25 protein-coding genes and 1 tRNA gene are annotated in these 25824 nt (G+C 64.2%); 15 read left to right on the top strand and 11 right to left on the bottom strand.

What is annotated here, in order from left to right:
- Positions 1-90 precede the first annotated feature (90 nt).
- From NTA49_RS11065 to NTA49_RS11050, 4 genes are read left to right on the top strand one after another with little or no spacing between them, the layout of a single operon-like run.
- Positions 91-1695: an ABC transporter substrate-binding protein gene (locus NTA49_RS11065; protein ID WP_258294824.1), complete on the top strand. Its 1605-nt coding sequence runs from the start codon at positions 91-93 to the stop codon at positions 1693-1695.
- A gap of 13 nt (positions 1696-1708) precedes the next feature.
- Entirely contained in the window at positions 1709-2665 is a 957-nt protein-coding gene (locus NTA49_RS11060; protein WP_258294823.1) for an ABC transporter permease, read from the top strand.
- A gap of 55 nt (positions 2666-2720) precedes the next feature.
- Positions 2721-3533: an ABC transporter permease gene (locus NTA49_RS11055; RefSeq protein ID WP_258294822.1), complete on the top strand. Its 813-nt coding sequence runs from the start codon at positions 2721-2723 to the stop codon at positions 3531-3533.
- Positions 3530-5167 (top strand): ABC transporter ATP-binding protein, encoded by a 1638-nt coding sequence (locus NTA49_RS11050; RefSeq protein ID WP_258294821.1) that lies wholly within the window; start codon positions 3530-3532, stop codon positions 5165-5167. Before NTA49_RS11055 ends, NTA49_RS11050 begins: the two co-directional genes overlap by 4 nt.
- 46 nt (positions 5168-5213) lie before the next feature.
- Here the strand turns inward: NTA49_RS11050 and NTA49_RS11045 are convergent, their stop codons facing one another.
- Positions 5214-5573: a DUF1428 domain-containing protein gene (locus NTA49_RS11045; RefSeq protein ID WP_258294820.1), complete on the bottom strand. Its 360-nt coding sequence runs from the start codon at positions 5571-5573 to the stop codon at positions 5214-5216.
- Positions 5574-5646: 73 nt separating this feature from the next.
- Here NTA49_RS11045 and NTA49_RS11040 point away from each other — a divergent pair, with 73 nt between their 5' ends.
- Both NTA49_RS11040 and NTA49_RS11035 read left to right on the top strand, forming a co-directional pair.
- Entirely contained in the window at positions 5647-6093 is a 447-nt protein-coding gene (locus NTA49_RS11040) for a MarR family winged helix-turn-helix transcriptional regulator (protein ID WP_261368272.1), read from the top strand.
- 86 nt (positions 6094-6179) lie between these two features.
- Positions 6180-7016, top strand: coding sequence for an alkaline phosphatase family protein (locus tag NTA49_RS11035; protein ID WP_258294818.1), 837 nt, complete (start codon positions 6180-6182; stop codon positions 7014-7016).
- 14 nt (positions 7017-7030) lie between these two features.
- Here the strand turns inward: NTA49_RS11035 and NTA49_RS11030 are convergent, their stop codons facing one another.
- The 9 genes from NTA49_RS11030 to urtA all read right to left on the bottom strand — a co-directional run bounded on the left by NTA49_RS11030 (position 7031) and on the right by urtA (position 18143).
- Entirely contained in the window at positions 7031-7966 is a 936-nt protein-coding gene (locus NTA49_RS11030) for an alpha/beta hydrolase (protein ID WP_258294816.1), read from the bottom strand.
- Between the two features lie 3 nt (positions 7967-7969).
- Positions 7970-9868, bottom strand: a complete 1899-nt coding sequence (locus tag NTA49_RS11025) for an acyl-CoA synthetase (RefSeq protein ID WP_258294815.1) — start codon at positions 9866-9868, stop codon at positions 7970-7972.
- Between the two features lie 161 nt (positions 9869-10029).
- On the bottom strand, positions 10030-11850 hold the full coding sequence (locus tag NTA49_RS11020) for an ABC transporter transmembrane domain-containing protein (RefSeq protein ID WP_258294814.1): 1821 nt from the start codon (positions 11848-11850) through the stop codon (positions 10030-10032).
- Positions 11851-11959: 109 nt separating this feature from the next.
- Positions 11960-12033: transfer RNA gene (locus NTA49_RS11015), tRNA-Gly, on the bottom strand.
- 124 nt (positions 12034-12157) lie between these two features.
- The gene (urtE, locus tag NTA49_RS11010) at positions 12158-12853 is read right to left on the bottom strand and encodes an urea ABC transporter ATP-binding subunit UrtE (RefSeq protein ID WP_258294813.1); all 696 of its coding nucleotides are present in this window, start codon (positions 12851-12853) and stop codon (positions 12158-12160) included.
- Between the two features lie 2 nt (positions 12854-12855).
- The gene (urtD, locus tag NTA49_RS11005) at positions 12856-13596 is read right to left on the bottom strand and encodes an urea ABC transporter ATP-binding protein UrtD (protein ID WP_258294812.1); all 741 of its coding nucleotides are present in this window, start codon (positions 13594-13596) and stop codon (positions 12856-12858) included.
- Positions 13593-14822 (bottom strand): urea ABC transporter permease subunit UrtC, encoded by a 1230-nt coding sequence (gene urtC / locus NTA49_RS11000; RefSeq protein ID WP_258294811.1) that lies wholly within the window; start codon positions 14820-14822, stop codon positions 13593-13595. Before urtC ends, urtD begins: the two co-directional genes overlap by 4 nt.
- Positions 14823-14826: 4 nt before the next feature.
- Positions 14827-16785 (bottom strand): urea ABC transporter permease subunit UrtB, encoded by a 1959-nt coding sequence (gene urtB, locus NTA49_RS10995; protein WP_258294810.1) that lies wholly within the window; start codon positions 16783-16785, stop codon positions 14827-14829.
- Between the two features lie 62 nt (positions 16786-16847).
- Positions 16848-18143, bottom strand: a complete 1296-nt coding sequence (gene urtA / locus NTA49_RS10990; protein ID WP_261368262.1) for an urea ABC transporter substrate-binding protein — start codon at positions 18141-18143, stop codon at positions 16848-16850.
- A 372-nt stretch (positions 18144-18515) separates the two neighbouring features.
- On the opposite strand from urtA, the gene NTA49_RS10985 reads away from it, so the two are divergent.
- From NTA49_RS10985 to ureG, 9 genes are read left to right on the top strand one after another with little or no spacing between them, the layout of a single operon-like run.
- The gene (locus NTA49_RS10985; protein ID WP_258294808.1) at positions 18516-19385 is read left to right on the top strand and encodes an urease accessory protein UreD; all 870 of its coding nucleotides are present in this window, start codon (positions 18516-18518) and stop codon (positions 19383-19385) included.
- A gap of 1 nt (position 19386) precedes the next feature.
- Positions 19387-19689, top strand: coding sequence for an urease subunit gamma (locus NTA49_RS10980; RefSeq protein WP_258294806.1), 303 nt, complete (start codon positions 19387-19389; stop codon positions 19687-19689).
- Between the two features lie 16 nt (positions 19690-19705).
- Positions 19706-19930, top strand: coding sequence for a hypothetical protein (locus tag NTA49_RS10975; RefSeq protein ID WP_258294805.1), 225 nt, complete (start codon positions 19706-19708; stop codon positions 19928-19930).
- Complete coding sequence (locus tag NTA49_RS10970; RefSeq protein ID WP_258294804.1) at positions 19927-20232, top strand: urease subunit beta; 306 nt, start codon at positions 19927-19929, stop codon at positions 20230-20232. Before NTA49_RS10975 ends, NTA49_RS10970 begins: the two co-directional genes overlap by 4 nt.
- Positions 20232-20576: a hypothetical protein gene (locus NTA49_RS10965; protein ID WP_258294803.1), complete on the top strand. Its 345-nt coding sequence runs from the start codon at positions 20232-20234 to the stop codon at positions 20574-20576. The genes NTA49_RS10970 and NTA49_RS10965 overlap by 1 nt, the downstream gene beginning before the upstream one ends.
- Positions 20577-20599: 23 nt before the next feature.
- A complete protein-coding gene (gene ureC / locus NTA49_RS10960; protein WP_258294802.1) occupies positions 20600-22309 on the top strand; it encodes an urease subunit alpha in 1710 nt (569 codons plus the stop codon).
- A gap of 10 nt (positions 22310-22319) precedes the next feature.
- Positions 22320-22766 (top strand): urease accessory protein UreE, encoded by a 447-nt coding sequence (locus tag NTA49_RS10955; protein WP_258294801.1) that lies wholly within the window; start codon positions 22320-22322, stop codon positions 22764-22766.
- On the top strand, positions 22756-23424 hold the full coding sequence (locus NTA49_RS10950; RefSeq protein WP_258294800.1) for an urease accessory protein UreF: 669 nt from the start codon (positions 22756-22758) through the stop codon (positions 23422-23424). Before NTA49_RS10955 ends, NTA49_RS10950 begins: the two co-directional genes overlap by 11 nt.
- A complete protein-coding gene (gene ureG / locus NTA49_RS10945; RefSeq protein WP_261368261.1) occupies positions 23421-24035 on the top strand; it encodes an urease accessory protein UreG in 615 nt (204 codons plus the stop codon). Before NTA49_RS10950 ends, ureG begins: the two co-directional genes overlap by 4 nt.
- A gap of 183 nt (positions 24036-24218) precedes the next feature.
- On the opposite strand, the gene NTA49_RS10940 is transcribed toward ureG, so the two are convergent.
- Positions 24219-25772, bottom strand: a complete 1554-nt coding sequence (locus NTA49_RS10940; RefSeq protein ID WP_258294799.1) for a class I adenylate-forming enzyme family protein — start codon at positions 25770-25772, stop codon at positions 24219-24221.
- Positions 25773-25824 lie beyond the last annotated feature (52 nt).

Here is a 25824-nt window from a genome sequence, read left to right as displayed (position 1 = left end):
GACTCTGTAGTCAATAATAACGCGCGCAAAAGTCGGGCGACTGGCTGGATTGCGCGAAAGCGTAAAAACAACTCAAAGGGAGACCTGAAGATGAATGAACAACTGCAACATATGACCGGCGAAGTCGCCAAGGGCCGCATGACGCGCCGCGAATTCGTGGGCCGCGCCGCGGCCTTGGGCGTGTCGGCGGTTGCCGCCAACGCGATGCTGGCAGGCCACGCACAGGCCGCCGCACATGAAGCGCCCAAGCGGGGCGGCATGATCAAGATCGGCTCGTCGGGCGGCGAATCCACCAACACCCAAGACCCGGCCCTGACCGCGTCCGAAGTGCCGCTGAACAACCTTTATGCCTGGGGTGAAACCCTGCTGGACGTCGATCCCGAAGGCAAGATCGACTACCGCATGGCCGAAAGCGTCGAAGCCTCGGCAGATGCGCAGCAGTGGGTGTTCAAGATCCGCAAGGGCATCCCGTTCTCGAACGGCAAGGAAATGACCGCCGAAGACGTGCTGAAAACCATGCAGCGCCATTCGAACGAGGAAAGCAAATCGGGTGCCCTGGGCATCATGAAGGGCATCGCCAACATGAAAGTGGACGGCGACAACTTTATCGTCGATCTGGAATCGCCCAACGCCGACCTGCCGTTCCTGATGGCCGACTATCACCTGATCATCCAGCCCGATGGCGGCATGGACAATCCCGGTGCGGCAATCGGCACCGGCGCCTATACGCTGGAAATCGACGAGCCCGGCGTGCGCCACGCGTTCAAGCGCCGTGACGATTTCTGGGATGCGGAAAACCGTGGTTTTGCCGACGAAGTCGAAATTCTGGTGCTGAACGATGCCACCGCGCGGACGGCGGCGCTGCAATCGGGTCAGGTTCACGCGATCAACCGCGTCGATCCCAAGGTCGCCAGCCTGCTGGACCGCGCACCGAACCTGTCGGTGCAATCGTCCTCGGGTCGCGGCCACTATGTGTTCATCGCGCATATCGACACCGCCCCCTTCGACAACAACGAACTGCGTCTGGCGCTGAAATACGCGGTCAACCGCGAAGAGCTGGTCGACAAGATCCTGCGCGGCTATGGCTCGATCGGCAACGACTTCCCGATCAACGCGTCCTACCCGCTGTTCGACGCGTCGATCCCGCAGCGCGAGCATTCGCTGGAAAAGGCGAAAGAGCATTACGCGGCCTCGGGTCACGATGGCAGCCCCATCATCCTGCGCGTGTCCGACGGTGCCTTCCCCGGTGCGGTCGATGCCGCATCGCTGTTCCAGCAGTCGGCCCAGGCGGCCGGTATCCCGCTGGAGATCAAGCGCGAGCCGAACGACGGTTACTGGTCGGAAGTCTGGAACGTGCAACCGTTCTGCGCCTCCTACTGGGGTGGCCGTCCGGTGCAGGACCAGATGTATTCGACAGCCTATCTGTCGACCGCAGACTGGAACGACACCCGCTGGAAACGTCCCGAGTTCGACGCCATGCTGAACGAGGCCAAGGCCGAGCTGGACGACGCGAAGCGCAAGGCGATCTATTCCGAAATGGGCCAGATGCTGCGCAACGAAGGCGGTCTGATCCTGCCGATGTTCAACGACTTCGTGAACGGCGTCAGCAACGATCTGGGCGGCTGGATCAACGACCCGAACGGCGAGATGATGTCGAACCAGGCGGCGATCAAATGCTGGCTGAAGTCGGCTTGAGGGCGCATATCAGATGCACCCCGTACTGAAACTGATTGCCCAGCGCTTAGCGCTGGGCGTCATTTTGCTCCTTGCGGCCTCGGTCCTGATCTTTGTTGGCACCACGATCCTTCCGGGCGACGTCGCGCAATCCATATTGGGACAGTCCGCCACGCCCCAATCCCTGGCCAACCTTCGTGCCGAACTGGGACTGAACGACCCTCCTGTTACCCGCTATTTCGCCTGGCTGGGCGGCGTGTTGCAGGGCGATCTGGGCACCGCGCTGACCAACGGGCGCGACATTGCCGAAAGCCTTGGCTACCGTTTCCGCAACACCATGTTCCTGGCCTTCTGGGCCGCCATCATCTCTGTCCCGCTGGCCATCTTGCTGGGCCTGACCGCGGTACGCTACCGCGACCGCTGGCCGGACAAGCTGATTTCGGCGATTACGCTCACATCCATTTCCATCCCTGAATTCCTGATCGGCTACGTCCTGATGTTCTACGTGGGCGTCAAGCTGGGCTGGGCCCCGTCGGCTGCATTGATCAACGATTCCATGACCCTGGGGCAAAAGCTGAACACCATCGCCCTGCCCGTGACGGTGCTTACGCTGGTGGTTCTGGCGCATATGATGCGCATGACCCGTGCCGCGATCCTGAACGTGATGCAATCGGCCTATATCGAAACCGCCGAACTGAAGGGCCTGAGCGTGTTCGAAGTGATCCGCAAGCACGCCTTTCCCAATGCCATCGCCCCCATCGTAAACGTGGTGATGCTGAACCTGGCCTATCTGGTGGTCGGCGTCGTCGTGATCGAGGTGGTGTTCACCTATCCCGGCATGGGGCAATATCTGGTCGACCACGTGTCCAAGCGCGACGTGCCGGTGGTGCAGGCCTGCGGGCTGATCTTTGCCGCCGTCTACATCCTGCTGAACATGGTAGCGGACATCGTCTCGATCCTGGCGAACCCAAGACTGAGGCATCCGAAATGACTTTTACCCCTGACACCACCGCAAAACTCAGTCGGTCCAAGCGGGGGGCAGTCTGATGCGCATACCCCTTGCTGCCCTGATCGGGCTGTTCTTCACCGCGACCTATTTCCTGATGGCGATCTTTGCGCCCTGGATTGCACCCTATGGCATGGCCGAAGTTGTCGGCGACGTCTGGGAGCCCTCGTCCGCCGAGCATCTGCTGGGCACCGACACCATCGGGCGCGACCTGCTCAGCCGGATGATCTATGGCGGGCGCACCACGATCTTCATCGCCACGATGGCCACGGCACTGTCGTTCATCACCGGATCGGTGCTGGGCTTTGCCGCCGCCGTCATGGGGGGCTGGCCCGACCAGCTGTTGTCGCGCTTTGTCGATCTGATCATGTCGATCCCCTCGCTGATCTTCGCGCTGGTGGTCCTGTCGGTGATGCCGGTGACCATTCCGGTGCTGATCGTCGTCATGGGCCTGCTGGACAGCACGCGCGTCTACCGCCTTGCCCGTGCGGTCGCGGTGGACATCACCGTGATGGACTATGTCGAAGCGGCGCGTCTGCGCGGCGAAAAACTGGTCTGGATCATCTTCCGCGAGGTTCTGCCCAACGCCCTGTCGCCGCTGGTGGCTGAAATGGGCCTGCGGTTCATCTTCGCGGTTCTGTTCGTCTCGACGCTGTCGTTCCTTGGCCTGGGCGTGCAACCGCCCGAAGCCGACTGGGGCGGCATCGTGAAGGAGAACAAGGACGGTATCGTCTATGGCATCGGCGCGGCGCTTTATCCGGCGGTGGCGATTGCAACGCTGGCGATCAGCGTCAACCTGGTGGCCGACTGGGTCCTGAACCGAACCACTTCACTGAAAGGGGGCCGGGGATGAGCGAACCTCTGGTAAGAGTCCGCGGACTGAAAATTGGCGCCACGGTCTATCCGCCGGGAGAAAAGCCGCATGACATCGAAATCGTGCACGGGGTCGATTTCGATCTTCAGGCGGGCGAGGTTCTGGGGCTGATCGGCGAGTCCGGTGCGGGCAAGTCCACCATCGGCCTTGCCACGATGGCCTACGGGCGTGGCGGTGTCGAACTGACGGGCGGCGAGGTCTGGGTCAATGGCCGCGACCTGCTGCAGGCCAGGACGCGCGACATCCGGCGTCTGCGCGGCGCCGAGGTCACCTATGTCTCGCAATCGGCGGCGGCGTCGTTCAACCCGGCCAAGAAGATCATGGAGCAGGTGACCGAGGCGGCGATCAGCCAGGGCAAGTTCAGCAAGAAGGACGCCGAAGCGCGCGCCGTCGATCTGTTCAAGTCGCTTGGCCTGCCCGACCCCGAAACCATCGGCAACCGCTTTCCGCACCAGGTGTCGGGCGGGCAGTTGCAGCGGTGCATGACGGCGCTGGCGCTGTGCCCGCAACCCGATCTGGTGGTCTTTGACGAGCCGACCACCGCGCTGGACGTGACCACGCAGATCGACGTTCTGAAAGCGATCAAGGACGCGATTGCGGTGACGGGTGTGGCCGCGCTCTATATCACGCACGATCTGGCCGTGGTGGCGCAGGTGGCCGATCACATCATGGTGCTGCGTCAGGGGGATATGGTCGAATACGGCACCACCGACCAGATCATCAACCACCCGCAGGAAGAGTACACGCAGGCGCTGGTGTCGGTCCGTTCGATCAAGCACATCGAGAAGGAACCCACCGACGAGGCGGTTTTGCGGGTCGAGAACATCACCGCGCGCTACAAGGGCACCAGTTTCGACGTGCTCAAGGACATCAACGTGGAACTGCACCCCGGTCAAACGCTGGCCGTGGTCGGGGAAAGTGGGTCGGGCAAGTCGACGCTGGCGCGGGTGATCACCGGCCTGCTGCCGCCGTCTTCGGGCAACATCCACTTTGCCGGACGCGATCTGCCGCCTGCCCTGCCGCAGCGCCCGCGTGACGACCTGCGCGAGTTGCAGATGATCTATCAGATGGCGGATACCGCGATGAACCCGCGCCAGACGGTCGGCACGATCATCGGACGCCCGCTTGAGTTCTACTTTGGCCTCAAGGGGCGCGAAAAGCAGACCCGGATTCAGGAACTGCTGGACGAGATCGAACTGGGTGAGGGGTTTCAGGACCGCTATCCGGCGGAACTGTCCGGTGGGCAGAAACAACGGGTGTGCATCGCGCGCGCACTGGCGGCCAAGCCCAAGCTGATCATCTGCGACGAGGTCACCTCGGCGCTCGATCCGCTGGTGGCGGATGGTATCCTGAAACTGCTGCTGAAGCTGCAAAAGGTCGAGGATGTCGCCTATCTGTTCATCACGCATGATCTGGCGACGGTGCGCGCCATCGCGGACAGCATCGCGGTGATGTATCAGGGCAAGGTCGTGCGCTACGGGTCGAAGTCCGAAGTGCTGTCGCCGCCCTTCGACGCCTATACCGACCTGCTGCTCAGCTCGGTCCCCGAGATGAAGATCGGCTGGCTGGAAGAGGTGATCGAACACCGCCGCATGGAAAGCGCCGGGAACTGATCCGGGCTGCAGGGCGCCACGCTGCGCCCTGCCCCTACGCCTGTGCTTAATCGGCGGTCAGCGTCACCAGCGGCTCGAAGCCGCCCCACATCATCCGCATCCCGTCGAAGGGCATCTCGGGCATGTCCTTCATGCGCGGATCGTTCATCATCGCCTCGAAGCCCTTGTCGGCGCTCGCCTTGTCGGGCCATGTCATCCACGAGAACACCACGGCCTCGCCCTCTTCGCGTTTGACCGCCATGGGGAACGAGGTCACCTTGCCGTCGGGCGTGTCGACGCCCCAGTTTTCCTGCACCGACAAGCAACCGTATTCCTTGAAGATATCCCACGCCGCTTCGGTCATCGCCTTGTAGGCCGCCTTGTTCTTTTCCGGCACCGCCAGCAGAAATCCAGACACATATGACATCACGTCACCTCCCTTGCTTAGATTCGCTTATCAGATTGACATGAGTTTAGGTTGATATCAACTTATATGCATGATGGACCCATCCCTTCCCCTTTCCGTGACCCATGAAGTGCGCGAAAGATGCCTGTGCCTGCATGTTCAGCGGGCTGCGCGGGTGCTGGCGCGGCGCTTTGACGAGGCCTTGCGCCCGTTCGGCGTCACCAATGGGCAGTTTTCACTGATGATGTCGCTGAACCGCCCCGTCGGGCCTCGGATCAGTGATCTGGTGCCGTTTCTGGGCATGGACCGCACGACGCTGACGGCGGCGCTGAAACCGTTGGAGCGTCGCGGGCTGGTTGTGTCCGATCCGGATGAGGCCGACCGCCGTGCGCGGCGTCTGCGGTTGACCGATGCGGGGCGCGCGCTGTTGGCTGAGGCGTTGCCTGCGTGGCGGGCCACGCATGACGCGGTGGATGCGGCGCTGAAGCCTGTCAATCCGCAAGACCTGCGTGACGGGTTGATGGCGCTGGTGACGGACTAACGGCACCCTCGGGCGGGCCTGCCATTGATCGCATTGCGTCCCGTGCTGCGATCCGGTCATATGGGCCGCAAAACAGGGAGACCCTCATGGACAAGAAACTGTTGCTGATCATTCTGGACGGCGTGCCATGGCGCAACTGGCGGCGGCTGTTCGGCAATCTGGAAGGCTGGGTCGACAGCGGCGATGCCCGCGTGTGGAAACTGCGCGCGGTGCTGCCGTCGATTTCGGCGTCGTGCTATGCGTCGATCCACACCGGCGTCGCCCCTGCCGAACATGGCTGCACCGGCAACGGCAACGTGTTCCGGCTGTCGCATCCGGACGTGTTCTCGTCCACCCGCGCGGCGGGCGGTATCACGGGGGCTGTCGCGCACAGCTTCTGGTCGGAGTTCTTTAACCGCCACCCGTTCGATTACGTCCGCGACATCGAATATGACGAGGCGGACAGCGACACCATCAACCATGGCCGGTTCCACACGATGACGGGCTATGGGCACAACAACCAGATGACGCCCTCGGACGTCGATCTGTTCGGCACGCTGACGAACCTGTGCCTGCGTTTCGGGCTGAACTATGGCATGTTGCACACCTGTACGCTGGACAGCATGGGGCATCGGTTTTTCCACGATTGCCAGGAGATGGACAGCGCCTGTTTCATCATGGACGAGATGCTGGCACCGTTCATCCCCAAGTGGCGTGCGATGGGCTATGAGGTGATCGTGACCGCCGACCACGGACAGGACGAGCGGGGCCACCACGGCGGGCGCGGGCCCCTGCAGCAAGAGGCGGCGCTGTATTATTTCGGGGATGCCGAAGGGCCGCACGAGGACACTGTGATCGACCAGTTGCAGCTGGCACCGACGATCCTGTCGCGGCTGGGCGCTACAATCCCCGACACGATGAAGGCGAAACCGTTCCTGACGTGATCTGACCCCGCGGGTCAGTCCAGATCGGTGATCTGACCCGCGCGCAGCAAGGTCAGCGCCTGGATCATCCGCGCAAAGCTGGTCGCGGCACGCTTTGACATGTGCCGCGCCCGCAGGTGAGCGTGGACCAGCCCCGCCTCTTCGATCCAGACGGCACGGCCGCCTGCGGCCTGGATGGCATCGCGGTAGGCTTCGCCGTCGCTGGACAGCGGATCGAACTCGGCCGTCAGCACCACGACGGGTGGCAGGCCTGAAAAGTCGGTGTCCTGCAAGGGCGCAAAACGCGGATCGCCCGTGCGGTCCTGCCCGCCGGAACGCAGGGTCTGGTAGAAGTCCATGTCGCGCACGCTGAGGCCCGGCGCATCGGCATGGGTGACATAGCTGCCGCGCGTGCGGTCGCCGCCGAGGCCGGGATAGATCAACAGGCTGCCCGAAATGCGCCCGGTGATGCGGCCTCGCGCATGGTGGGCGATGGCCGCGACCAGATTGCCGCCCGCGCTGTCGCCGCAGAGCACCACGGGGCCTGTGGTTTCGGCACAGATTGCCTCAAAGGCCGCCCATGCGTCGTCGAAACCGCCGGGAAAGGGGCGCTCGGGTGACAGGCCGTAGTCAACCGCGATCACCTGCATCCCCGTGCCTGCGCAAAACTCGGCGCAGATGCTGTCGTGGCTGTCCAGACCGCCGACGACAAAGCCGCCGCCGTGGCAGAAGAACACGGTGCCCGCAACCGGATCGCTGCGGGTGTAGACGCGGCAGGGCACATCGCCAAAGCTGCGGTCTTGTGCCGTCACGCTGTCGGGGTACCCTGCGTCGAAATCAGCGCACATGGCGTCATAGACGCGGCGCTGATCCGCGACGGTCAGATCCACCGCGTCGGGCGGATAATGCAGTTCGGTCCGCGCCATGAAGGCACGGACCTCGTCGTCCATAAGCTGATCGTAATCGGGCAAGGTCTATTCCGCCGCGACGCTCTGGTTTTCCAGCTCCCAGCCCTGGATGAAGGCACCCAGAACTTCGCCGATCTTTTCGGGCGTGTCGCCATTGGCCTCGACCTGTGCGGTCAGCCCGCGTTTCTTGTGATCGACCACGGATGTCACCCGCGCCTTCAGCCCGGCATCGGAGAGCGCCGCGTTGTAGACCCGCGTGATCGCGTTCTTGCGCAGATCGGGTTTGAACACCTTGCCCACCGCCGTCTTGGGCAGCTCGTCCAGGATGGTCATGTGCTTGGGGTGTGCCGCGCGTTCGTGCACGTGTTTCTTGCAATAGGCCATCAGCTCGTCTTCGGTCACGTCCGCGCCTTCGACCAATTCGACATAGGCGCATGGCACCTCGCCCGAGTGGGCATCGGGCTGGCCGATGGCACCGGCAAAGGCCACGGCCTTGTGGCCCTGCAACGCATCCTCGATCTCGGCTGGGTCGATGTTGTGACCGCCGCGAATGATCAGGTCCTTGGCGCGGCCCGTGATCCACAGATAGCCGTCGGCATCCATCCGCCCCAGATCGCCCGAGCGCAGGTGCGTGCCGTTGTAGAACAGATCCTTGTTCTTGTCGGCTTCGGTATAGGTGTGGCCGGTGTAGACGCCGGGGTTGGAAATGCAGATCTCGCCGATCTCGTCGACCGCGCATTCCAGCGGGCCATCGTTGGTCTGCTTGATGATCTTGACATCCGTATAGGGGAACGGAATGCCGATGCTGCCGATCTTCTTCATCCCGTCGACGGGGTTGCCGGAAATCAGGCAGGTCGCCTCGGTCATGCCGTAGCCTTCGACGATGGTGACGCCGGTGGCTTCCTCGAAGCGCTTGAACAGCTCCTTGGGCAGGGGTGCAGAGCCGGAGAACGCGGTTTTCACCGTGCTGACATCGGCGTTGATCGGGCGCTGCATCATCGCGGCAAGGGCGGTGGGCACCGACACGATGAAGGTGATCTTCCAGCGTTCGGTCAGCTTCCAGATGTTGTCGAAGACGCCTTCGCCGCGATAGCCCTGCGGCGTCGGGAACACCACATGCGCGCCGCTGAACACGGCGCCCATCAGGATCACATGCACCGCCATGACGTGAAACAGCGGCAGCGGGCAGAGCAGCACGTCTTCTTCGTTCAGCAGCAGCTCGCCGCCGACCCAGCCGTTGTAGACCAGCCCCGAATAGAGGTGCTGCGCCACCTTGGGCATGCCGGTGGTGCCGCCGGTGTGGAAATAGCAGGCAACGCGGTCTTCCTGCACATCCTCGAAGTCGAGGCTGGTGTTGTGCTTTTTCATCTCGGCGTTGAAGTTCAGGTAATCGGCATGGCTTGCCTTGCCCGCCTTGGGCCGGATCAGCGGAATGATCCACGATTTCGGCGGCGTCACGTAGCGCAGCAGGTCAACCTCGAGCACGGTCTTGACGTTCGGCGCATGCTCCACGGCCTCGGCCACCTTTTCGGCCACGTCGGTCTTGGGAAAGGCACGCAGGGTGACGACGACCTTGGCCCCGGTCTCGCGCAGGATCGACGCGATCTGCTCGGGGTCCAGAAGCGGGTTGATCGGGTTGACGATGCCCGCGGTCGCACCGCCCAGCATGGTCAGGATCGCCTCGTTGCAGTTGGGCAGAACGTAGGCCACGACATCCTTTGGGCCGACGCCAAGGGCGCGCAGCATGTTCGCGGTCTGGGCGGTCTTGGCCTTGAGCTCGGTCCAGGTGAGTGTCTCGGCCTTGTCCTTTGGCCCCGAGAAAATCTGGTAGCTTACGGCCTTGTGGTTCGGAAACTTTGCGGTGGTGTCGCTGAGCATCCCGAACAGCGTGACCGGCAGATCGCGTTTCGCCCAGGGGCCTTCGGCCTCGATGCGTGCGCGGTCCTTCAACCCTTCGTATTTCATGGTGTATCCTCCCTGATACCGCCGCTGACCGGCGACTTTTCCCTTGATGGAACAGGATGGTGTGGAATCCGGCGATGCGCAAGTAAATCAGGCGAAAACGCAGCCATGGTGGACGCAGCGTAAGCCGCGCAGCCCCTTAAGCGGACCGGTCTGAAGAGGCCTCAGGCGCTGATCACATCGCCGGTGAATTGCAGCTTGGCCAGCCGCGCGTACAGCCCGCCTTCGGCCACCAGTTCGTCGTGGGTGCCCACGGCCACGATCCGGCCCTGTTCCAGCACCACGATGCGGTCGGCTTTCTTGACTGTGGCCAGACGGTGCGCAACGATCAGCGTGGTACGCCCGTGGCTGAGCGTCTCGAAGGCCGCCTGCACCGCGCGTTCGCTTTCGGCATCGAGCGCGCTGGTGGCCTCGTCCAGCAAAAGCACCGGCGCGTCGCGCAGGATGGCGCGGGCGATGGCGATGCGCTGCTTTTGCCCGCCCGACAGCATCACGCCGCGCTCGCCCAGATAGGCGTCATAGCCATCGGGCAGCGCGGTGATGAAGTCATGCGCCGCTGCCGCCTTGGCTGCCGCGACGATCTCGTCCTCGGACGCGCCGGGACGGCCAAAGCCGATGTTGTCGCGCGCCGAGGTGGCGAAGATCACCGGGTCCTGCGGCACCAGCGCGATATGGCGGCGAAATCCGTCGCGGCTGAGCGTGCTGAGGTCCACGCCGTCGATCATGATGCGGCCCGACTGCGGCTCGTAAAAGCGCAGCAGCATCTGGATGATCGTCGTCTTGCCCGCACCGGACGGTCCGACAAAAGCCACGGTCTCGCCGGGCGCGATGTCGACGCTGACATGGTCCAACGCCGAGATGTCGGGGCGCGATGGATAGCTGAACGAGACATCCTCGAAGCTGATGCGCCCCTGCACCGGTGTCGGCAGTGCGGCAGCGTCGGTCGCGTCCTGCACACTGTCCTCGACGGTCAGCAGCTCGACCAGCCGTTCAGTGGCGCCCGCCGCACGCTGCAATTCGCCCCAGATCTCGGACAGCGCCGCGACGCCGCCCGCGACCATGACCGCGTAGATCACGAACTGGATCAACGCGCCCGACGACATCGCACCCGCGCGCACGTCATTGGCCCCGATCCACAGCACGCCCACGACGCCCGCAAAGACCAGAAAGATCACGATCACGGTCATCAGCGCCCGCGTGCGAATGCGCCGCCCCGCTGCCTCAAAGCTGCGCTCGGTCACCTCGCTGAACTGGGTGCGGGTTGTTGCCTCCTGGGTGAAGGCCTGCACGGTCTGCACGGCCCCCAGCGCTTCGGAGGCGCTGCCCGACGACGCGGCGATCCAGTCCTGGTTTTCGCGGCTTATCACCCGCAACCGACGCCCCAGCACCAGAATGGGGATGACCACGGCGGGCACGATCAGCAGCACCAGCCCGGTCAGCTTGGCCGAGGTCAGCAGCATCAGCACCAGACCGCCCGAAAAGATCAGCATGTTGCGCAGGGCGATCGACGCGCTGGACCCGATCACGCTGAGGATCAGCGTGGTGTCGGTGGTGATCCGGCTGAGCACCTCGCCGGTCATGATCTTTTCATAGAACGCGGGGCTCATCCCGATCACGCGGTCGAACACCGCCTTGCGGATGTCTGCCACGACCCGTTCGCCCAGCTTGGTGACCAGCGCGTAGCGCAGGGCGGTCCCCACGGCGAGCAGCCCGGCGATGCCCAGCGCCGCCAGAAAATACTGGTCCAGCAGTGCGGCGTCTTCGGTGCGGAAGTTGTCGACCACGCGGCGCACCGCCAGCGGCAGGGTCAGCGACACCACGGCCGTCAGCACCAACGCGCCAATCGCGGCCACCAGCAGGGTCCGGTAGGGCGTCACGAAGGGCCACAATGCCGCCAGCGCGCCGATCTGCCTGGAGGTCGCACGCTGGTCATCAGCCTTGCCGGGATGTTGGGGAGTTGCGGTCTGCGGGGTCTGCTCGGCCATAACGGTTCCTGAATTCACTTCGCGCAGACTTGTGGCGGCTGCGCGCCACGGGGTCAATGCGACAATGGCCCCCGCTTTGGGCGCAGGTCAGCGTATCAGGGAGGGAGATTGGAGCGGGCGGCGGGAATCGAACCCGCGTCATTAGCTTGGAAGGCTAAGGTCTTACCACTACACAACGCCCGCGCAGTAGGGGTTAGGTATGACATGGGCGGCGCAAGGTCAAGAAGACGCGCGGCGGTGAATGGCACAAAATGGCGCGTGACCCTGCCGCCTGCGGCACCCTGCCCCAGCTTCGGTCGGCGCAGGCTCAGACGGAGACGCCGCGCAGCACCGCGGCCTTGGGGATCTCGCTTTTGGACCCTTCCAACACCACGGAGCCGCGCCGCAGCACCACGAAACGGTCGGCCAGGTCATAGGCAAATTCAAAATACTGCTCGACCAGCACGATCGCCATGTCGCCCTGATCGCGCAGCAGGCGGATCACATGGCCGATCTGCTGGATGATGTTGGGTTGGATGCCCTCGGTCGGTTCGTCCAGCAGCAACAGCTTTGGCTTGGTGATCAGCGCGCGCGCGATGGCCAGTTGCTGTTGCTGGCCGCCCGACAGATCGCCGCCGCGCCGGGCGGTCATGTCTTTCAGCACAGGAAACAGGTCGTAGATGTGGTCGGGGATGACGTGTTCCTCGGGCGGCAGGCAGACAAAGCCGGTCTCGAGGTTCTCTTTCACCGTCATCAGCGGGAAAATCTCGCGGCCCTGCGGGACGTAGGCCACGCCCAGATGCGCCAGCTTGTGCGCGGGCAGCACCGGCAGGTCCTGCCCGTCCAGCGACAGGGTGCCCGCGCTGCGCGGATGGGTGCCCGAGATCGCCTTGATCAGGCTGGTCTTGCCCACGCCGTTGGTGCCCATCACGCAGGTGACTTCGCCCATGGCGGCCTGCATCGAAATCCCGTTCAGGATCTGGCTGTGGCCGTAATGCAGGGTCAGATCGGTCAAGCTCAGCATGTTCAGCGCCCCAGATAGACGTCGATGACGTTTTGATTGGATGTAACGTGGTCCAGCGATCCTTCGGCCAGGACCGATCCCTCGTGCAGCACGGTGACCTTGCAGTTGAGGCGGCGCACGAACTCCATGTCGTGTTCCACGACGACGACGGCGCGTGTCTTCGCGGCCTCGACCAGAATGTCGGTGGTCTTTTCGCGCTCTTCCGGGGTCATGCCGGCGGCAGGCTCGTCGACCAGCAGCAGACGCGGTTCCTGCGCCAGAAGGATGCCGATTTCGAGCCATTGCTTTTGCCCGTGGCTGAGTTCGCCCGACTTGCGCAGCAGCGCGTCGCCCAGTCCGATGTCATCCGCCAGCGTGGCGACCTTGGCCAGATCCTCCTCGGAGGGGCGATAGGACAGCACCGGGAACCAGCCGCGCGGTTTCTTCAGCGCCATCAGCAGGTTTTCCTGCACGCTTTGATCCTCGAACACCGTGGGTTTCTGGAACTTGCGGCCCACGCCCGCCTGCGCGATCTTCGCTTCGGACATCTTCAGCAGCGACACCGATTTTTCACCCCAAAGCACGCGGCCCTCGTCGGGTTTGGTCTTGCCGGTGACGATGTCCATGAACGTGGTCTTGCCCGCGCCGTTCGGCCCGATCACCGCGCGCATTTCGGCGTCAGCGATGCGGAAGGACAGGTTGTTGATGGCGCGAAAGCCGTCAAAGCTGACCGAGACGCCGGAGACTTCGAGAAGCGTGCTCATTTATGCGCCTCCTTCTCGCGCAGCGATCCCTGATCGGGGCCAAGGTCGGCCCCGTGCCGGTCGGGCCGCAACCTGTCGCTGATCAGATCGACCAGCCCGCCAATGCCCTGCGGTGCGAAGAGCGTGACCCCGACAAAGGACAGACCCAGCAGCACCAGCCACCAGTCGACCCATTTGACCGTGTAGAAGCCCAGCGGAATGTCGGGCGCCTGCCCGCCGGTGAACCATGTGGACAGCAGGCTGACGACAGCCGCCCCGATCACAGCACCATAGAGCCGCCCGCGCCCGCCGATGGCGACCCAGACCGCCAGATAGATCGACGCGATGGGGGCGATCTCGGCGGGGTTGATGATGCCCGCCTGCGGATAATAAAGCGCGCCCGCGATGCCCGCGATACAGGCGGTCAGGGTGAACAGGGCCAGCTTGTACGCCTCGACCGAATATCCGAGGAAACGCACGCGCGCCTCGTTGTCGCGGATGCCGCGGATGACCGAGCCGAACTTGCCCGAGACCACCCATGCCGCGAGCAGATAGCCCGAGCCCAGCGCCAGCGCCGAGCCCCAGAAGAACCACATCGACACCACGTCCTGCGAGGCGGTGACATTGGGCAGGTTCTGCAGCCCAGACAGGCCGTTGTTGCCGCGCAATCCGCTGTCGTTCTGGAACAGGTAAAGCGCGAGCGCCAGTGTCATCGCCTGCGTCAGGATCGACAGGTACACCCCCGTCACACGGCTGCGGAATGCCAGCCAGCCGAACACCAGCGCCAGCAGCCCCGGCACCGCCACGACCAGCGCCAGTTGCAGCACCAGACTGTCGGCGAAGGCCCAGACCAGGGGAAATTCGCTGCTGCCGACCACGCCGAAAATCTGGTTGCCGATGCCGTCGACGACCTCTTGCGGGGTGGGCGGCATCGACCCTTGGGCCAGTGCGTCAACCACGATCAGGCGGGTGCGTTCGTACATCAGCCACATGCCGATCATGTAGCCGCCCAGACCGAAGAACGCGAAATGCCCCAGGCTGAGGATACCGGCAAAGCCCCAGATCAGGTCCATCGCGACGGCCACCAGACACAGGCACAGTGTCTTGCCCAGCGTCTTGACGAAGCTGGTCGAGATCATGCCGACGCCGAAGCCTTCGGACAGGACCGTGACACCAAGGGTGAACAGCGCCAGCAGGGCCAGGAAGATCAGAACCGAAGGGTTTCGCGCAACAAATGAACGGTTCATGGCCCTAGTCCCCCGCCGCGCGGCCCTTGAGGGCGATGATGCCCCTTGGCCGGAACTGGATGAAGATGATGATGAAGATGATCATGTAGGTCTGTGCCGCCAGCGTGTTGCTGGGGTTGCCCCATTCGATGCCCTTTTGCAGAAAGCCGATCATCGTGGCCCCCGCCAGCGTGCCCCAGATGTTGCCGACGCCGCCGACGACCACCGTCATGAAGCTTTGCACGATATAGTCCGAGCCCATTTCCGAGGTGACCTTGGCAAAGAGCCCGATGGCCACGCCCGCCACCCCGGCGATGCCCGAGCCAAGGCCGAAGGTCAGCATGTTGACCCGCCCCGGATTGATCCCCATCGACGCGGCCATGCGCGGATTCTGCGTCACCGCGCGGGTTTCCAGCCCCAGCCGCGTGCGTTTCATGATGAACAGGAACACCGCCAGAAAGAACAGCGCCAGAAAGAAGATCGCGATGCGGATATAGCTGATCGACACCACATCGTTCAGCGTCAGCGCCCCGTCCAGCCACGCAGGCGCGGTCAGCGGGCGGGCCTGCGTGCCGAAGATGTTCTTGGCCAGCTGTTGCAGCGCGATCGAGATGCCGAAGGTCGCCAGAAGCGTTTCCAATGGACGGTTGTAGAGCCAGCGGATCACCAGACGCTCCATCGCGACACCGGCGGCGAAGGTCACGGCGAAGGCCAGCGGGATCGCGACAATGATCGACAGCGTGTGGTTCGGCACGATCTGCTGGACAACGTAACCGGTGTAGGCGCCCATCATGATGAATTCGCCGTGGGCCATGTTGATCACGCCCATGACGCCGAAGGTGATGGCAAGGCCGATGGCCGCCAGAAAATAGATCGACGCCAGCGACAGTGCGTCCAGCGTCAGGTCAGCCGCCTGATTGAGCCCCACCTTCAGCTTGATCGCGTTCAGCGCATCGTTCGCGGCATCGGTGATCTGCCGCGATGGATCGGCGTAGGCGTCGTAGAAGGTGAACCCGTCCAGCGTCTCCTGCACCGTCTCTTCCGATATGAACGGCGGCACGGTGCCTGCGTCGGCCAGAGCGATATAGGCCGCGCGGCGCACCGCGTCGCTGCCCAGTTGCTGAACCGAGACACCGCCCACGCGCCCGTCGGCGATGTTCGCCTCGAGCGCGGCGCGCATGGCGGCATTGGTGACACGCGGCTGCGCCAGATCGGCGGCGACCAGCATGTCGTAGGCCTCGACCCTTGGCAGCGCGTCCGAGCCCGGCGTCAGGATGCGGGCGACGTTGGTGCCTTCGGGGACATCGCCCTGCACCACGGCGCGGCGGGTGGCGACCAGCGGGTTAAGCGCTGCCCGCACGTCGACGCTCAGATCGCCGGACATATCGGCCATCGCCTGCACCCGTGCGTCCGAGTCTGCGTCGTAGCCGATGGTCAACAGCCGCTCCTGCCGCAGCTTTTGCGCCCTCAGGGTCGGGTCGGTCTCCATCTCGATGGAATTGCGCAGCGGTTTCAGCAACGCGGGGTCAGGCGCGCGCGAGATCGAGGTCAGCGCCTCCTGTCGGCGCAGGGGATCGGGGTCTTTCAGCTGGAACTGCACCAGCGCCGTGCCGATCAGCGCGCGAATGCCGCTGTTGGGCTTGATCTGGTCCAGCGCGTCCTTGTCGAACACGCCCACCACTTCACCGGTGTCGAAATCGGTCAGGCTGTAGCCGCCCTCGGCTTCGGTCGCGCGAAAGAACAACCCGTCGGCTTCGCGCACCCACATGTTCTTGTCCGACCACGCCTGCAGCACCGCCTGCGCCTGCTCGAGGCCACTGTCGGCCACTGCGTCGATAGCGGGACCGATGGTCATGCGCGAGCTTTTGAGGATCGCGGCACTGTGCTCTTGCAGCACCTGCTGGATCGCACCTGTGGTGTCCTGCGCCGAGACGCTGAACGACGTCAGCAGCAGGGCCAGCGTGGCGGCAATAACTCTGATCATGGGAATGCAGTCCGGGAATGGGGTCGGAGAGGGCACATGTCGCGCCCTCTCTTCGGTTGGTTTCAGTAGTTCGACAGGATCTGCACGCAGGTCTTGGTTTCGGTGTTGTACATACCGCAGCCCAGATCCTTCCAATCCGATTCCAGCACGGCGGATTCGGGCAGGAAGTCGGTCCAGGCGTCGCCCGGCACCGGATCGGTTTCCGAGATGATGTCGAACTGGCCGTCGGCCTGGATTTCACCGATCAGGACCGGTTTCGACAGGTGGTGGTTCACGCCCATCACCGCGGTGCCGCCGGTCAGGTTGGGATATTCCAGCCCGTACATCGCGCTGCGCACGGCATCCACGTCGGTGGTGCCTGCCGCCTCGACCGCGGCCACCCACATGTTGAAGCCGATGTAATGCGCTTCCATCGGGTCGTTGGTCACGCGGGCCTCATCCCCGATAAAGGCGTGCCATGTCTCGATGAACTCGGCGTTTTCGGGGCTGTCTGCGGACATGAAGTAGTTCCACGCGGCCAGGTGCCCGACCAGGTTGGATGTATCGAGACCCGACAACTCCTCTTCACCGACCGAGAAGGCGACGACCGGAATGTCATCCGCCGAAATGCCCGCAGCTGCCAGTTCCTTGTAGAAACCGATGTTGGCGTCGCCGTTGATGGTCGAGATCACGCCGACCTTCTTGCCGTCCGCGCCCAGCGCCACGACGTCGGCCACGATCTTGGACCAGTCCGAGTGGCCGAAGGGCGTGTAGTTCACGAAGATGTCTTCGGAAGCGATGCCTTTGCCCTCAAGATAGCTTTCGAGAATGTTGTTGGTCGTGCGCGGATAGACGTAATCGGTGCCCAGAAGCGCGAATTTCTCGACGCCGAGCTCTTCCAGGAAATAATCCGTGGCCGGGATCGCCTGCTGGTTCGGCGCGGCACCGGTGTAGAACACGTTCTTGGACGATTCCTCGCCTTCGTATTGCACGGGATAGAACAGCAGGCCGTTCAGCTCTTCGATCACAGGCAGCACCGATTTGCGCGAAACCGAGGTCCAGTTGCCGAACATTACGTCGACTTCGTGAACGGTCAGCAGCTCGCGTGCCTTTTCGGCGAACAGCGGCCAGTCGGAGGCGGGATCGACGACCACCGCTTCAAGCTGCTTGCCCAGAAGACCGCCCTTGGCGTTCTGCTGTTCGACCAGCATCAGCATCGTGTCCTTCAGCGTGGTTTCCGAGATCGCCATCGTGCCGGACAGCGAATGCAGCACGCCGACCTTGATCGTGTGTTCGTCGGCCATCGCGGCCGTGCCAAGCGACGCGGCCACAAGCGTGCCCGCCAATGTGCCTGTCAGCGTGGATTTGAGGAAAGTCATATATATCTCCAAAGCGGGCCGTTCGGCACCTGCGTGCGGTTTTCACCGCAGTCGAAGTCGCCTAAGCTGGTCCCGCAACTAAGCGTTGCAAATTCGTGTGGCGGCCGCCCGAGGTCCAATTCGAAAGGTCGCCACACATCCCCCCCGTCGGCGCCTATCTTGCGCGATCAGGTGGGTTCACCGTCGGGTCAAGTCTTTGTGAATGGCAAACACCCTCGCGGGTCAGACGCGGCGGCACGGCGGATTTCGCCTGAATTTTAGGCGGCTGACTGAAAAACGGTAGAAATTTGAGCGGTAAAAGGCAGAATTTCGGCCTCTGCATGGGCAATGCCGCAATCCGGTGCTCTAGTGAGGCGGCGCGGGGGGTGCACTGTGACTCGCCGCGCGACATGCACCGGGGACCGCAGGATTACACATCACGTCACCATACCGGCGACCTTCGCCCGACAGCCCCGCGCCCGCGGGCGTATCGCGGTATCGGCCAAGCTGGCGCGCGGGCGGTCGGTGCTGGCGGACCTGCATCAGGCCGGATCGTCGAAATGCCTGTTTCCACGTTATGACAGTACCGCGCTGGATGCCGTGATCCTGAACACCGCAGGCGGGATCACCGGCGGCGATCACTATGCCGTCGCAGCCGAGGCGCAACCCGGCACCACATTGTGTCTGACCACGCAGGCCTGCGAGCGTGCCTATCGCGCCCAGACCGGCGAGGTGGGCCAGGTGCGCAACACCCTGACCGTGGGGGCCGGTGCGCGCATCGACTGGCTGCCGCAGGAGACGATCCTGTATGACGGTGCAGCACTTGACCGTCGGTTGCAGATAGACCTCGCCACCGATGCGCGTCTGCTGATGGTCGAGCCGCTGGTTTTCGGACGCGCGGCGATGGGCGAGCGGTTGAACGCGGTGGCGTTTCGCGACCGCATCATGATCGACCGCGCGGGCGTGCCGCTCTACCGCGATGCGCTGATGCTGAACGGTGAAGTCTCGGCGCATCTGGCGAAACCCTTTGTTGCAAACGGTGCGGGTGCCATGGCCGCGATGATCTACATCGCCCCTGACGCCGCCGGACAGCTGGACGCGGTGCGCGCGATGCTGCCCGATACGGCTGCTGCCAGCCTGATCGGCGACGAAATGCTGGTCGCCCGTTTCCTTGCCCCCGACAGTTTCGAGCTGCGGCGCAGCCTGCTGCCCGTCCTTGCCCACCTGCGCGGTGGCCCCCTTCCCCGAACCTGGATGATCTGACATGAACCTGACCCCCCGCGAAAAAGACAAGCTGTTGATTGCGATGGCCGCCGTGGTCGCCCGCAAACGGCTGGAGCGCGGCGTAAAGCTGAACCACCCCGAGGCGATTGCCCTGATCACCGACGCGGTGGTCGAAGGGGCGCGCGACGGGCGCAGCGTTGCCGATCTGATGCAGGCCGGTGCGCAGATCATCACCCGCGATCAGTGTATGGAAGGGATCGCCGAAATGATCCACGATGTGCAGGTCGAAGCAACCTTTCCCGATGGCACCAAGCTGGTGACCGTCCACAACCCGATCCGCTGACAGGAGCCTACCTCAGATGAAATCCGTAACGACACTTGCCCTTGGCCTTCTGGCCGTCCCCGCTTTCGCCCACACCGACGCAGGGTTTCACCTGCACCCCCATGCGTCTGACGGGGCAGCAGCCTGGACGCCGGTTCTGCTGGGCATGGCCGCCATTGCCGCAGCCCTGGCCCTGACCGCCGGGCGCGCGGCAATCCGCGCACGCGGGCAAGGCCGCGAACATGACAAGGCACCCAAATGATCCCCGGCGAGTTGATACCGGGGACGGGCGACATCATCTTGAACGCTGAGGCCACGGCAATCACGCTGATGGTCGCCAACACCGGCGACCGACCTGTTCAGGTCGGCTCGCATTACCATTTTGCTGAAACCAACGCTGCGTTGGACTTTGACCGCGACACCGCGCGGGGCCTGCGTCTGGACATCGCCGCAGGCACTGCGGTGCGGTTCGAACCGGGCCAGCGGCGCGAGGTTTCGCTGATCCCCTATGGCGGGGCGCGGCGGGTGTTCGGGTTCAACCAGAAGGTCATGGGAGACCTCTGATGTCAAAGAAATCTGCACGCTACGCCACACCTGTCGAACTCTACGTTTCGTGGATGAACGCCTCGATGCTGATGGTGGAGACCGCCAGCGTCATGACCATGCGGATGATGGGCATGGCGGGCACCTGGTCCGTCACCAAATCGGAAAATGACCGCATGATGTCGGAAAAGCCCACGGCCTTTCTGGACAGTGCGGTCGCGGGGTCGATGGCCGTGATGAGCGGCAAGCGCCCCGACGAGGTGATGAACGCCGCCCTGCGCCCCCTGCGCCGCAAGACCCGCGCCAATGCCCGCCGTCTGGGCAAACGCGGACCCGCCATGCCGGGATCGAAACCCCGCCGCTGACCGCCCACCAAAGGACCTGACCCATGCCCAAGCCCATCGCCCGCGCCGATTACGCCGCCATGTTCGGCCCCACCACCGGCGACCGGATGCGTCTGGCCGACACCGACCTGATCATCGAGGTCGAGCGGGACCTGACCACCTATGGCGAAGAGGTGAAGTTCGGCGGCGGCAAGGTGATCCGCGACGGCATGGGACAGTCGCAGGCGACCCGCGCCGAGGGGGCTGTGGATACGGTGATCACCAACGCGCTGATCGTGGACCACACCGGTATCTACAAGGCCGACGTGGGCCTGCGGGGTGGGCGCATCCACAAGATCGGCAAGGCGGGCAACCCCGACACGCAATCCGGCGTCGACATCATCATCGGCCCCGGCACCGAGATCATCGCGGGCGAAGGGCGGATTTTGACGGCGGGCGGGTTCGACAGCCACATCCATTTCATCTGCCCGCAACAGATGGAGGACGCGCTGCATTCCGGCGTCACCACCTGTCTGGGCGGCGGCACCGGCCCTGCGCACGGCACATTGGCCACCACCTGCACGCCGGGGCCCTGGCACATCGGGCGGATGCTGCAGGCCTTTGACAGCATCCCGATGAACATCGGCCTGTCGGGCAAGGGCAACGCCAGCCAGCCCGGCGCCTTGGTCGAGATGGTCAATGCGGGTGCCTGTGCGCTGAAGCTGCACGAGGATTGGGGCACCACCCCCGGTGCCATCGACTGCTGCCTGTCGGTGGCCGACGACATGGACGTGCAGGTGATGATCCACACCGACACGCTGAACGAAAGCGGCTTTGTCGAGAATACGGTGGCGGCGATGAAGGGCCGCACCATCCACGCCTTTCACACCGAGGGCGCGGGCGGCGGGCACGCGCCCGACATCATCAAGATCTGCGGCGAGGAACATGTGCTGCCCTCGTCCACCAACCCCACGCGCCCCTTCACCGTCAACACGCTGGAAGAGCATCTGGACATGCTGATGGTCTGTCACCATCTCGACAAATCCATCCCCGAAGACGTGGCCTTTGCCGAAAGCCGCATCCGCCGCGAGACCATCGCCGCCGAGGATATCCTGCACGACATGGGAGCCTTTTCGATCATCGCGAGCGACAGCCAGGCCATGGGCCGCATCGGCGAGGTGCTGATCCGCACCTGGCAGACCGCCGACAAGATGAAGAAACAGCGCGGGCGTCTGGCCGAGGAGACCGGCGACAACGACAATTTCCGCGTGCGCCGCTATATCGCGAAATACACCATCAACCCCGCCATCGCCCATGGCATCAGCCGCGAGATCGGCAGCATCGAAGAGGGCAAGCGCGCCGATCTGGTGCTGTGGAACCCCGCGTTCTTTGGCGTGAAGCCCGAAATGGTGCTGATGTCGGGCACCATCGTCATGGCGCAGATGGGCGACCCCAACGCGTCGATCCCCACGCCGCAGCCGGTCTATTCGCGGCCCATGTTCGGCGCGTTCGGCCGGTCGGTAGAACACTCGTCGATCACCTTTGTCAGCGCCGCGGCACAGGACGCCAACATCCGCGAAACGCTGGGGCTGGCCAAGCAGACCGTCGCCGTCAGCAACACGAGGCATATCGGCAAGTCGGATCTGAAGCTGAACACCGCCCTGCCCCACATCGAGGTGAACCCCGAGACCTACGAGGTGCGCGCGGATGGCGAATTGCTGACCTGCGAGCCTGCCGAGGTCCTGCCGATGGCACAACGCTATTTCATGTTCTGAAGGTTTGACCATGCACACCCTGACCGCCTGCATCTATCACGACCACAGCCATGCGACGCCCTTTGCGCAGATCACGCTGGATTACGACACGCGGTTTTTGCGCCGCAAGATGCTGGAGACGGACGACGGCCAGCCGATCCTGATCGACCTTGCGCAGACCACATCGCTGGACCATGGCGGCGTGCTGGTGCTGGCCGACGGGCGCGAGGTGCTGGTGCAGGCCGCCGCACAGGATCTGCTGGAAGTGACAGGCGACGAGTTGCCCCGCATCGCGTGGCACATCGGCAACCGCCACACCCCCTGCCAGATCGAGGACCGCCGTCTGCTGATCCAGCCCGACCACGTGATCCGCGACATGCTGGGCAAGATCGGCGCTTCGGTGCGCGAGGTGCACGAGCCGTTCACGCCCGAGGGCGGCGCCTATGGCGTTGGGCGCACGCACAGCCATGCCCACTGATCCTACTGGCCCCGATCCTAATGGCCCTGGTCACGACGCCGTTCTGACGCTGGCGCAATGGTTCTCGCCGTCGTTTCCGGTGGGGGCATTTGCCTATTCGCACGGGCTGGAATGGGCGGTGCAGGTCGGTGACGTGACGGATGCCGCGCAGACGCGGGACTGGATCGAGACGGTGCTGCGGCACGGTGCGGGCTGGAACGATTGCCTGTTCATCGCTGCGGCCTTTGCGGGAGATGCGGGCGCGGTAGATGCCAGGGCGCGCGCCTTTGCAGCCTCGTCGGAACGCCTGCGCGAGACGGACCTGCAAGGCGCTGCCTTTGCCACCGCCGTCGCTGCGCTGAACGGCACAAAGCCGACGCACCGCACCTATCCCGTGGCCGTGGGCGAAGCGGCGCGGCACGCCGGTCTGCCGCTGGAGCTGACCGCGAAGATGTACCTGCACAGCCTGACCAGCAGCCTTGCAGGGGCGGCGATGCGGCTGGTGCCCTTGGGGCAAAGCGACGGTCAGGCGATCATCCGCGCCCTGACGCCGGTGGCACATGACGTGGCCGCACGCGCCTGCAACGCCAGCCTTGACGATCTGTCGGCCACGGCCTTCCTGAGCGACATCGCATCGATGAAACACGAAACCCAGTATTCAAGGATTTTCCGCACATGACCCAGATGAACGGCCCCCTGCGCGTGGGCATCGGCGGCCCCGTGGGCGCGGGCAAGACCACGCTGACCGCTGCCCTGTGCGAAGCGCTGCGCGACAGCCATTCGGTCGGGGTGATCACCAACGACATCTACACGCAGGAGGACGCCGAGGCTCTGATGCGGATGCAGGTGCTGCCGCAGGACCGCATCATCGGCGTCGAAACCGGCGGCTGCCCGCATACCGCGATCCGCGAGGATGCGTCGATCAACCTGGCTGCTGTGGACCAGATGGTGAAACGCCACCCCGACATCGAAGTGCTGCTGATCGAAAGCGGCGGCGACAACCTGTCGGCCACCTTCAGCCCCGAACTGGCAGATGTGACGCTTTATGTGATCGACGTGGCGGCGGGCGAGGAAATCCCGCGCAAGGGCGGGCCCGCGATCACCAAGTCGGACATCCTGATCATCAACAAGACCGACCTCGCACCCTACGTCGGCGCGTCTCTGGAGGTGATGGAGCGGGATGCAACGCGGATGCGGGCGGGGCGTCCGTTCTTGTTTACCGCGCTGCGCCAGCGCGAAGGCGTGGCCGAGGTGGTGGCGGCGCTGAAGAAGGTGGGTGGGTTGGACTGACGCCCATTCGAAGCACCAAAGCCCGGAAGCAACGTGCATAGCGCCGTCGGCCTCTCGGTGTTCGCAAGCGAAAACCTGTCTGCGACACATTGCTTTGCAATGTGTGAGAGGCAGCGCCCATCCGTCACGCCAAAGGCCTGCTTTCAGAACGACGGGCGGGCGCTGCCCCCGGTGTTTCGCGCCTCAAGGCCAATAAGCCGCCCGCAAATCCTTTTTCAGGATCTTGCCGATCGAACTGCGCGGCAGCACGTCGCGCACTTCCACCGCGCTCAGCCGGTGGCTCTTGCCCAGCTTCTCGTTCGCCCGCGCGCGGATGTCTTCGCCGGTCGAAACGGCCCCCTCGCGCAGCACCACCAGACCCAGGGGCGTCTCGCCCCAGGCGTCCGACGGCACGCCGATCACGGCGGCATCGGTCACCTCCGGGTCGGCCAGCAGGATCAGTTCCAGATCGTTGGCATAGATGTTCAGCCCGCCCGAGATGATCATGTCCTTCTTGCGGTCGGACAGCACCAGAAACCCGTCCGCGTCGAACGATCCCATATCGCCGGAGCGCAGATAGACAGCCCCCTCGGGGCTGCGCCACAGCGTCTCTTCGGTCAGGTCGTCGCGGCCATAGTAGCCTGCCATCATCGTCGGCGAGCGCCCGCAGATCTCGCCCACTTCACCGGGGGGCACCTCGGCCCCGTCGGGGCCGATCAGGCGGATGTCGCAATGCGGCGCAGCCTTGCCCACTGTGTGCAGTTTGTCGGGGTTCTCGTCGGCGATCAGCACGGTCACGCCGCCGCCTTCGGTCAGCCCATAGTATTCCACCAGCTTGCCGGGCATCTGCGCCAGAACCTTCTGTTTCACATCCGCGCGCAGGGGTGCCGAGGTGGACAGCTTCAGGCGCATCGCGCTGAGGTCATAGTCGGCAAACTGCGGCAGCTCGACGATGCGCTTGTATTGCACCGGCACCAGCATGGTGTGCGTGGCGGCCTCGGCCTGCGCCAGTTCCAGCCAGCCCTGCGCATCGAATTTCGACATCAGCACGGCGGTTGATCCGCCCACCAGCGTGGGCAGGAAGGCAACGATGGTCGTGTTGGAATAAAGCGGCGTCGACAGCAGCGTGCGCGCGGCGTCGTCGTAGCCGTTGGCGCTGACCCGGTCCATCTGGGCGGCGCGCAGGAAATGGGTGTGCAGGATGCCCTTGGGCGTGCCGGTGGTGCCCGAGGAATAGATCAGGTTGAACGCGTCATCCATCTCGACCGGCACCAGCGGATCGGTGGTGTCGGCGGCGGCCATTCCTTCGGCGTAGCACTCGAAGCCTGTCGCCTCGAAGTCCAGCGCGATGCGGGTGATGTCCATCGCACCGATGAAGGGCACCAGATCGCGGTAGGCTTCGGCCAGGCAGAACACCGATGCGCCGCAGTCGCGGACCATCTTTTCCAATGCGTCGCTTGATGCCATCGTCGACAGCGGCACGACGCAGCCCCCGGCCCGCAGGATGCCCATGAACAACACCGCATAGGGGATCGAGTTGGGCGACAGCACCGCCACCCGGTCGCCGCGTGTGACGCCCCGCGCGATCAGCATGTTGGCGGCGCGGTTGATTGCCTTGTCGAACTCCGCCCAGCTCAGCCGCGCACCATCGCAGACCACCGCATCGCGGTCGGGGTTTGCCCTGGCCACGCGGCGCACGGCATCGACGACCGTCCGGGTCGGCGGGGTTTCGGGCATGTTGGGAATGATCTGTGGCATGGGGCCTCCTCCGCTGCGACTTTGGCGCGATCCTTGCGCGGGGCGCGGGTGA

The sequence above is a fragment of the Pseudosulfitobacter koreensis genome (assembly GCF_024733015.1).
Lineage (GTDB): Bacteria > Pseudomonadota > Alphaproteobacteria > Rhodobacterales > Rhodobacteraceae > Pseudosulfitobacter > Pseudosulfitobacter koreensis.
The sequence above is the reverse complement of the archived record's forward strand: the minus strand, read 5'-3'. Positions and strand labels throughout refer to the sequence as shown.

Excerpts from the sequence above, each read along its gene's own strand:
- NTA49_RS11065 (WP_258294824.1), top strand. The coding sequence starts at position 91 with ATGAATGAACAACTGCAACATATGACCGGCGAAGTCGCCAAGGGCCGC.
- NTA49_RS11060 (WP_258294823.1), top strand. The coding sequence starts at position 1,709 with ATGCACCCCGTACTGAAACTGATTGCCCAGCGCTTAGCGCTGGGCGTC.
- NTA49_RS11055 (WP_258294822.1), top strand. The coding sequence starts at position 2,721 with ATGCGCATACCCCTTGCTGCCCTGATCGGGCTGTTCTTCACCGCGACC.
- NTA49_RS11050 (WP_258294821.1), top strand. The coding sequence starts at position 3,530 with ATGAGCGAACCTCTGGTAAGAGTCCGCGGACTGAAAATTGGCGCCACG.
- NTA49_RS11045 (WP_258294820.1), bottom strand. The coding sequence starts at position 5,573 with ATGTCATATGTGTCTGGATTTCTGCTGGCGGTGCCGGAAAAGAACAAG.
- NTA49_RS11040 (WP_261368272.1), top strand. The coding sequence starts at position 5,647 with ATGGACCCATCCCTTCCCCTTTCCGTGACCCATGAAGTGCGCGAAAGA.
- NTA49_RS11035 (WP_258294818.1), top strand. The coding sequence starts at position 6,180 with ATGGACAAGAAACTGTTGCTGATCATTCTGGACGGCGTGCCATGGCGC.
- NTA49_RS11025 (WP_258294815.1), bottom strand. The coding sequence starts at position 9,868 with ATGAAATACGAAGGGTTGAAGGACCGCGCACGCATCGAGGCCGAAGGC.
- NTA49_RS11020 (WP_258294814.1), bottom strand. The coding sequence starts at position 11,850 with ATGGCCGAGCAGACCCCGCAGACCGCAACTCCCCAACATCCCGGCAAG.
- urtE (WP_258294813.1), bottom strand. The coding sequence starts at position 12,853 with ATGCTGAGCTTGACCGATCTGACCCTGCATTACGGCCACAGCCAGATC.
- urtD (WP_258294812.1), bottom strand. The coding sequence starts at position 13,596 with ATGAGCACGCTTCTCGAAGTCTCCGGCGTCTCGGTCAGCTTTGACGGC.
- urtC (WP_258294811.1), bottom strand. The coding sequence starts at position 14,822 with ATGAACCGTTCATTTGTTGCGCGAAACCCTTCGGTTCTGATCTTCCTG.
- urtB (WP_258294810.1), bottom strand. The coding sequence starts at position 16,785 with ATGATCAGAGTTATTGCCGCCACGCTGGCCCTGCTGCTGACGTCGTTC.
- urtA (WP_261368262.1), bottom strand. The coding sequence starts at position 18,143 with ATGACTTTCCTCAAATCCACGCTGACAGGCACATTGGCGGGCACGCTT.
- NTA49_RS10980 (WP_258294806.1), top strand. The coding sequence starts at position 19,387 with ATGAACCTGACCCCCCGCGAAAAAGACAAGCTGTTGATTGCGATGGCC.
- NTA49_RS10975 (WP_258294805.1), top strand. The coding sequence starts at position 19,706 with ATGAAATCCGTAACGACACTTGCCCTTGGCCTTCTGGCCGTCCCCGCT.
- NTA49_RS10970 (WP_258294804.1), top strand. The coding sequence starts at position 19,927 with ATGATCCCCGGCGAGTTGATACCGGGGACGGGCGACATCATCTTGAAC.
- NTA49_RS10965 (WP_258294803.1), top strand. The coding sequence starts at position 20,232 with ATGTCAAAGAAATCTGCACGCTACGCCACACCTGTCGAACTCTACGTT.
- ureC (WP_258294802.1), top strand. The coding sequence starts at position 20,600 with ATGCCCAAGCCCATCGCCCGCGCCGATTACGCCGCCATGTTCGGCCCC.
- NTA49_RS10955 (WP_258294801.1), top strand. The coding sequence starts at position 22,320 with ATGCACACCCTGACCGCCTGCATCTATCACGACCACAGCCATGCGACG.
- NTA49_RS10950 (WP_258294800.1), top strand. The coding sequence starts at position 22,756 with ATGCCCACTGATCCTACTGGCCCCGATCCTAATGGCCCTGGTCACGAC.
- ureG (WP_261368261.1), top strand. The coding sequence starts at position 23,421 with ATGACCCAGATGAACGGCCCCCTGCGCGTGGGCATCGGCGGCCCCGTG.
- NTA49_RS10940 (WP_258294799.1), bottom strand. The coding sequence starts at position 25,772 with ATGCCACAGATCATTCCCAACATGCCCGAAACCCCGCCGACCCGGACG.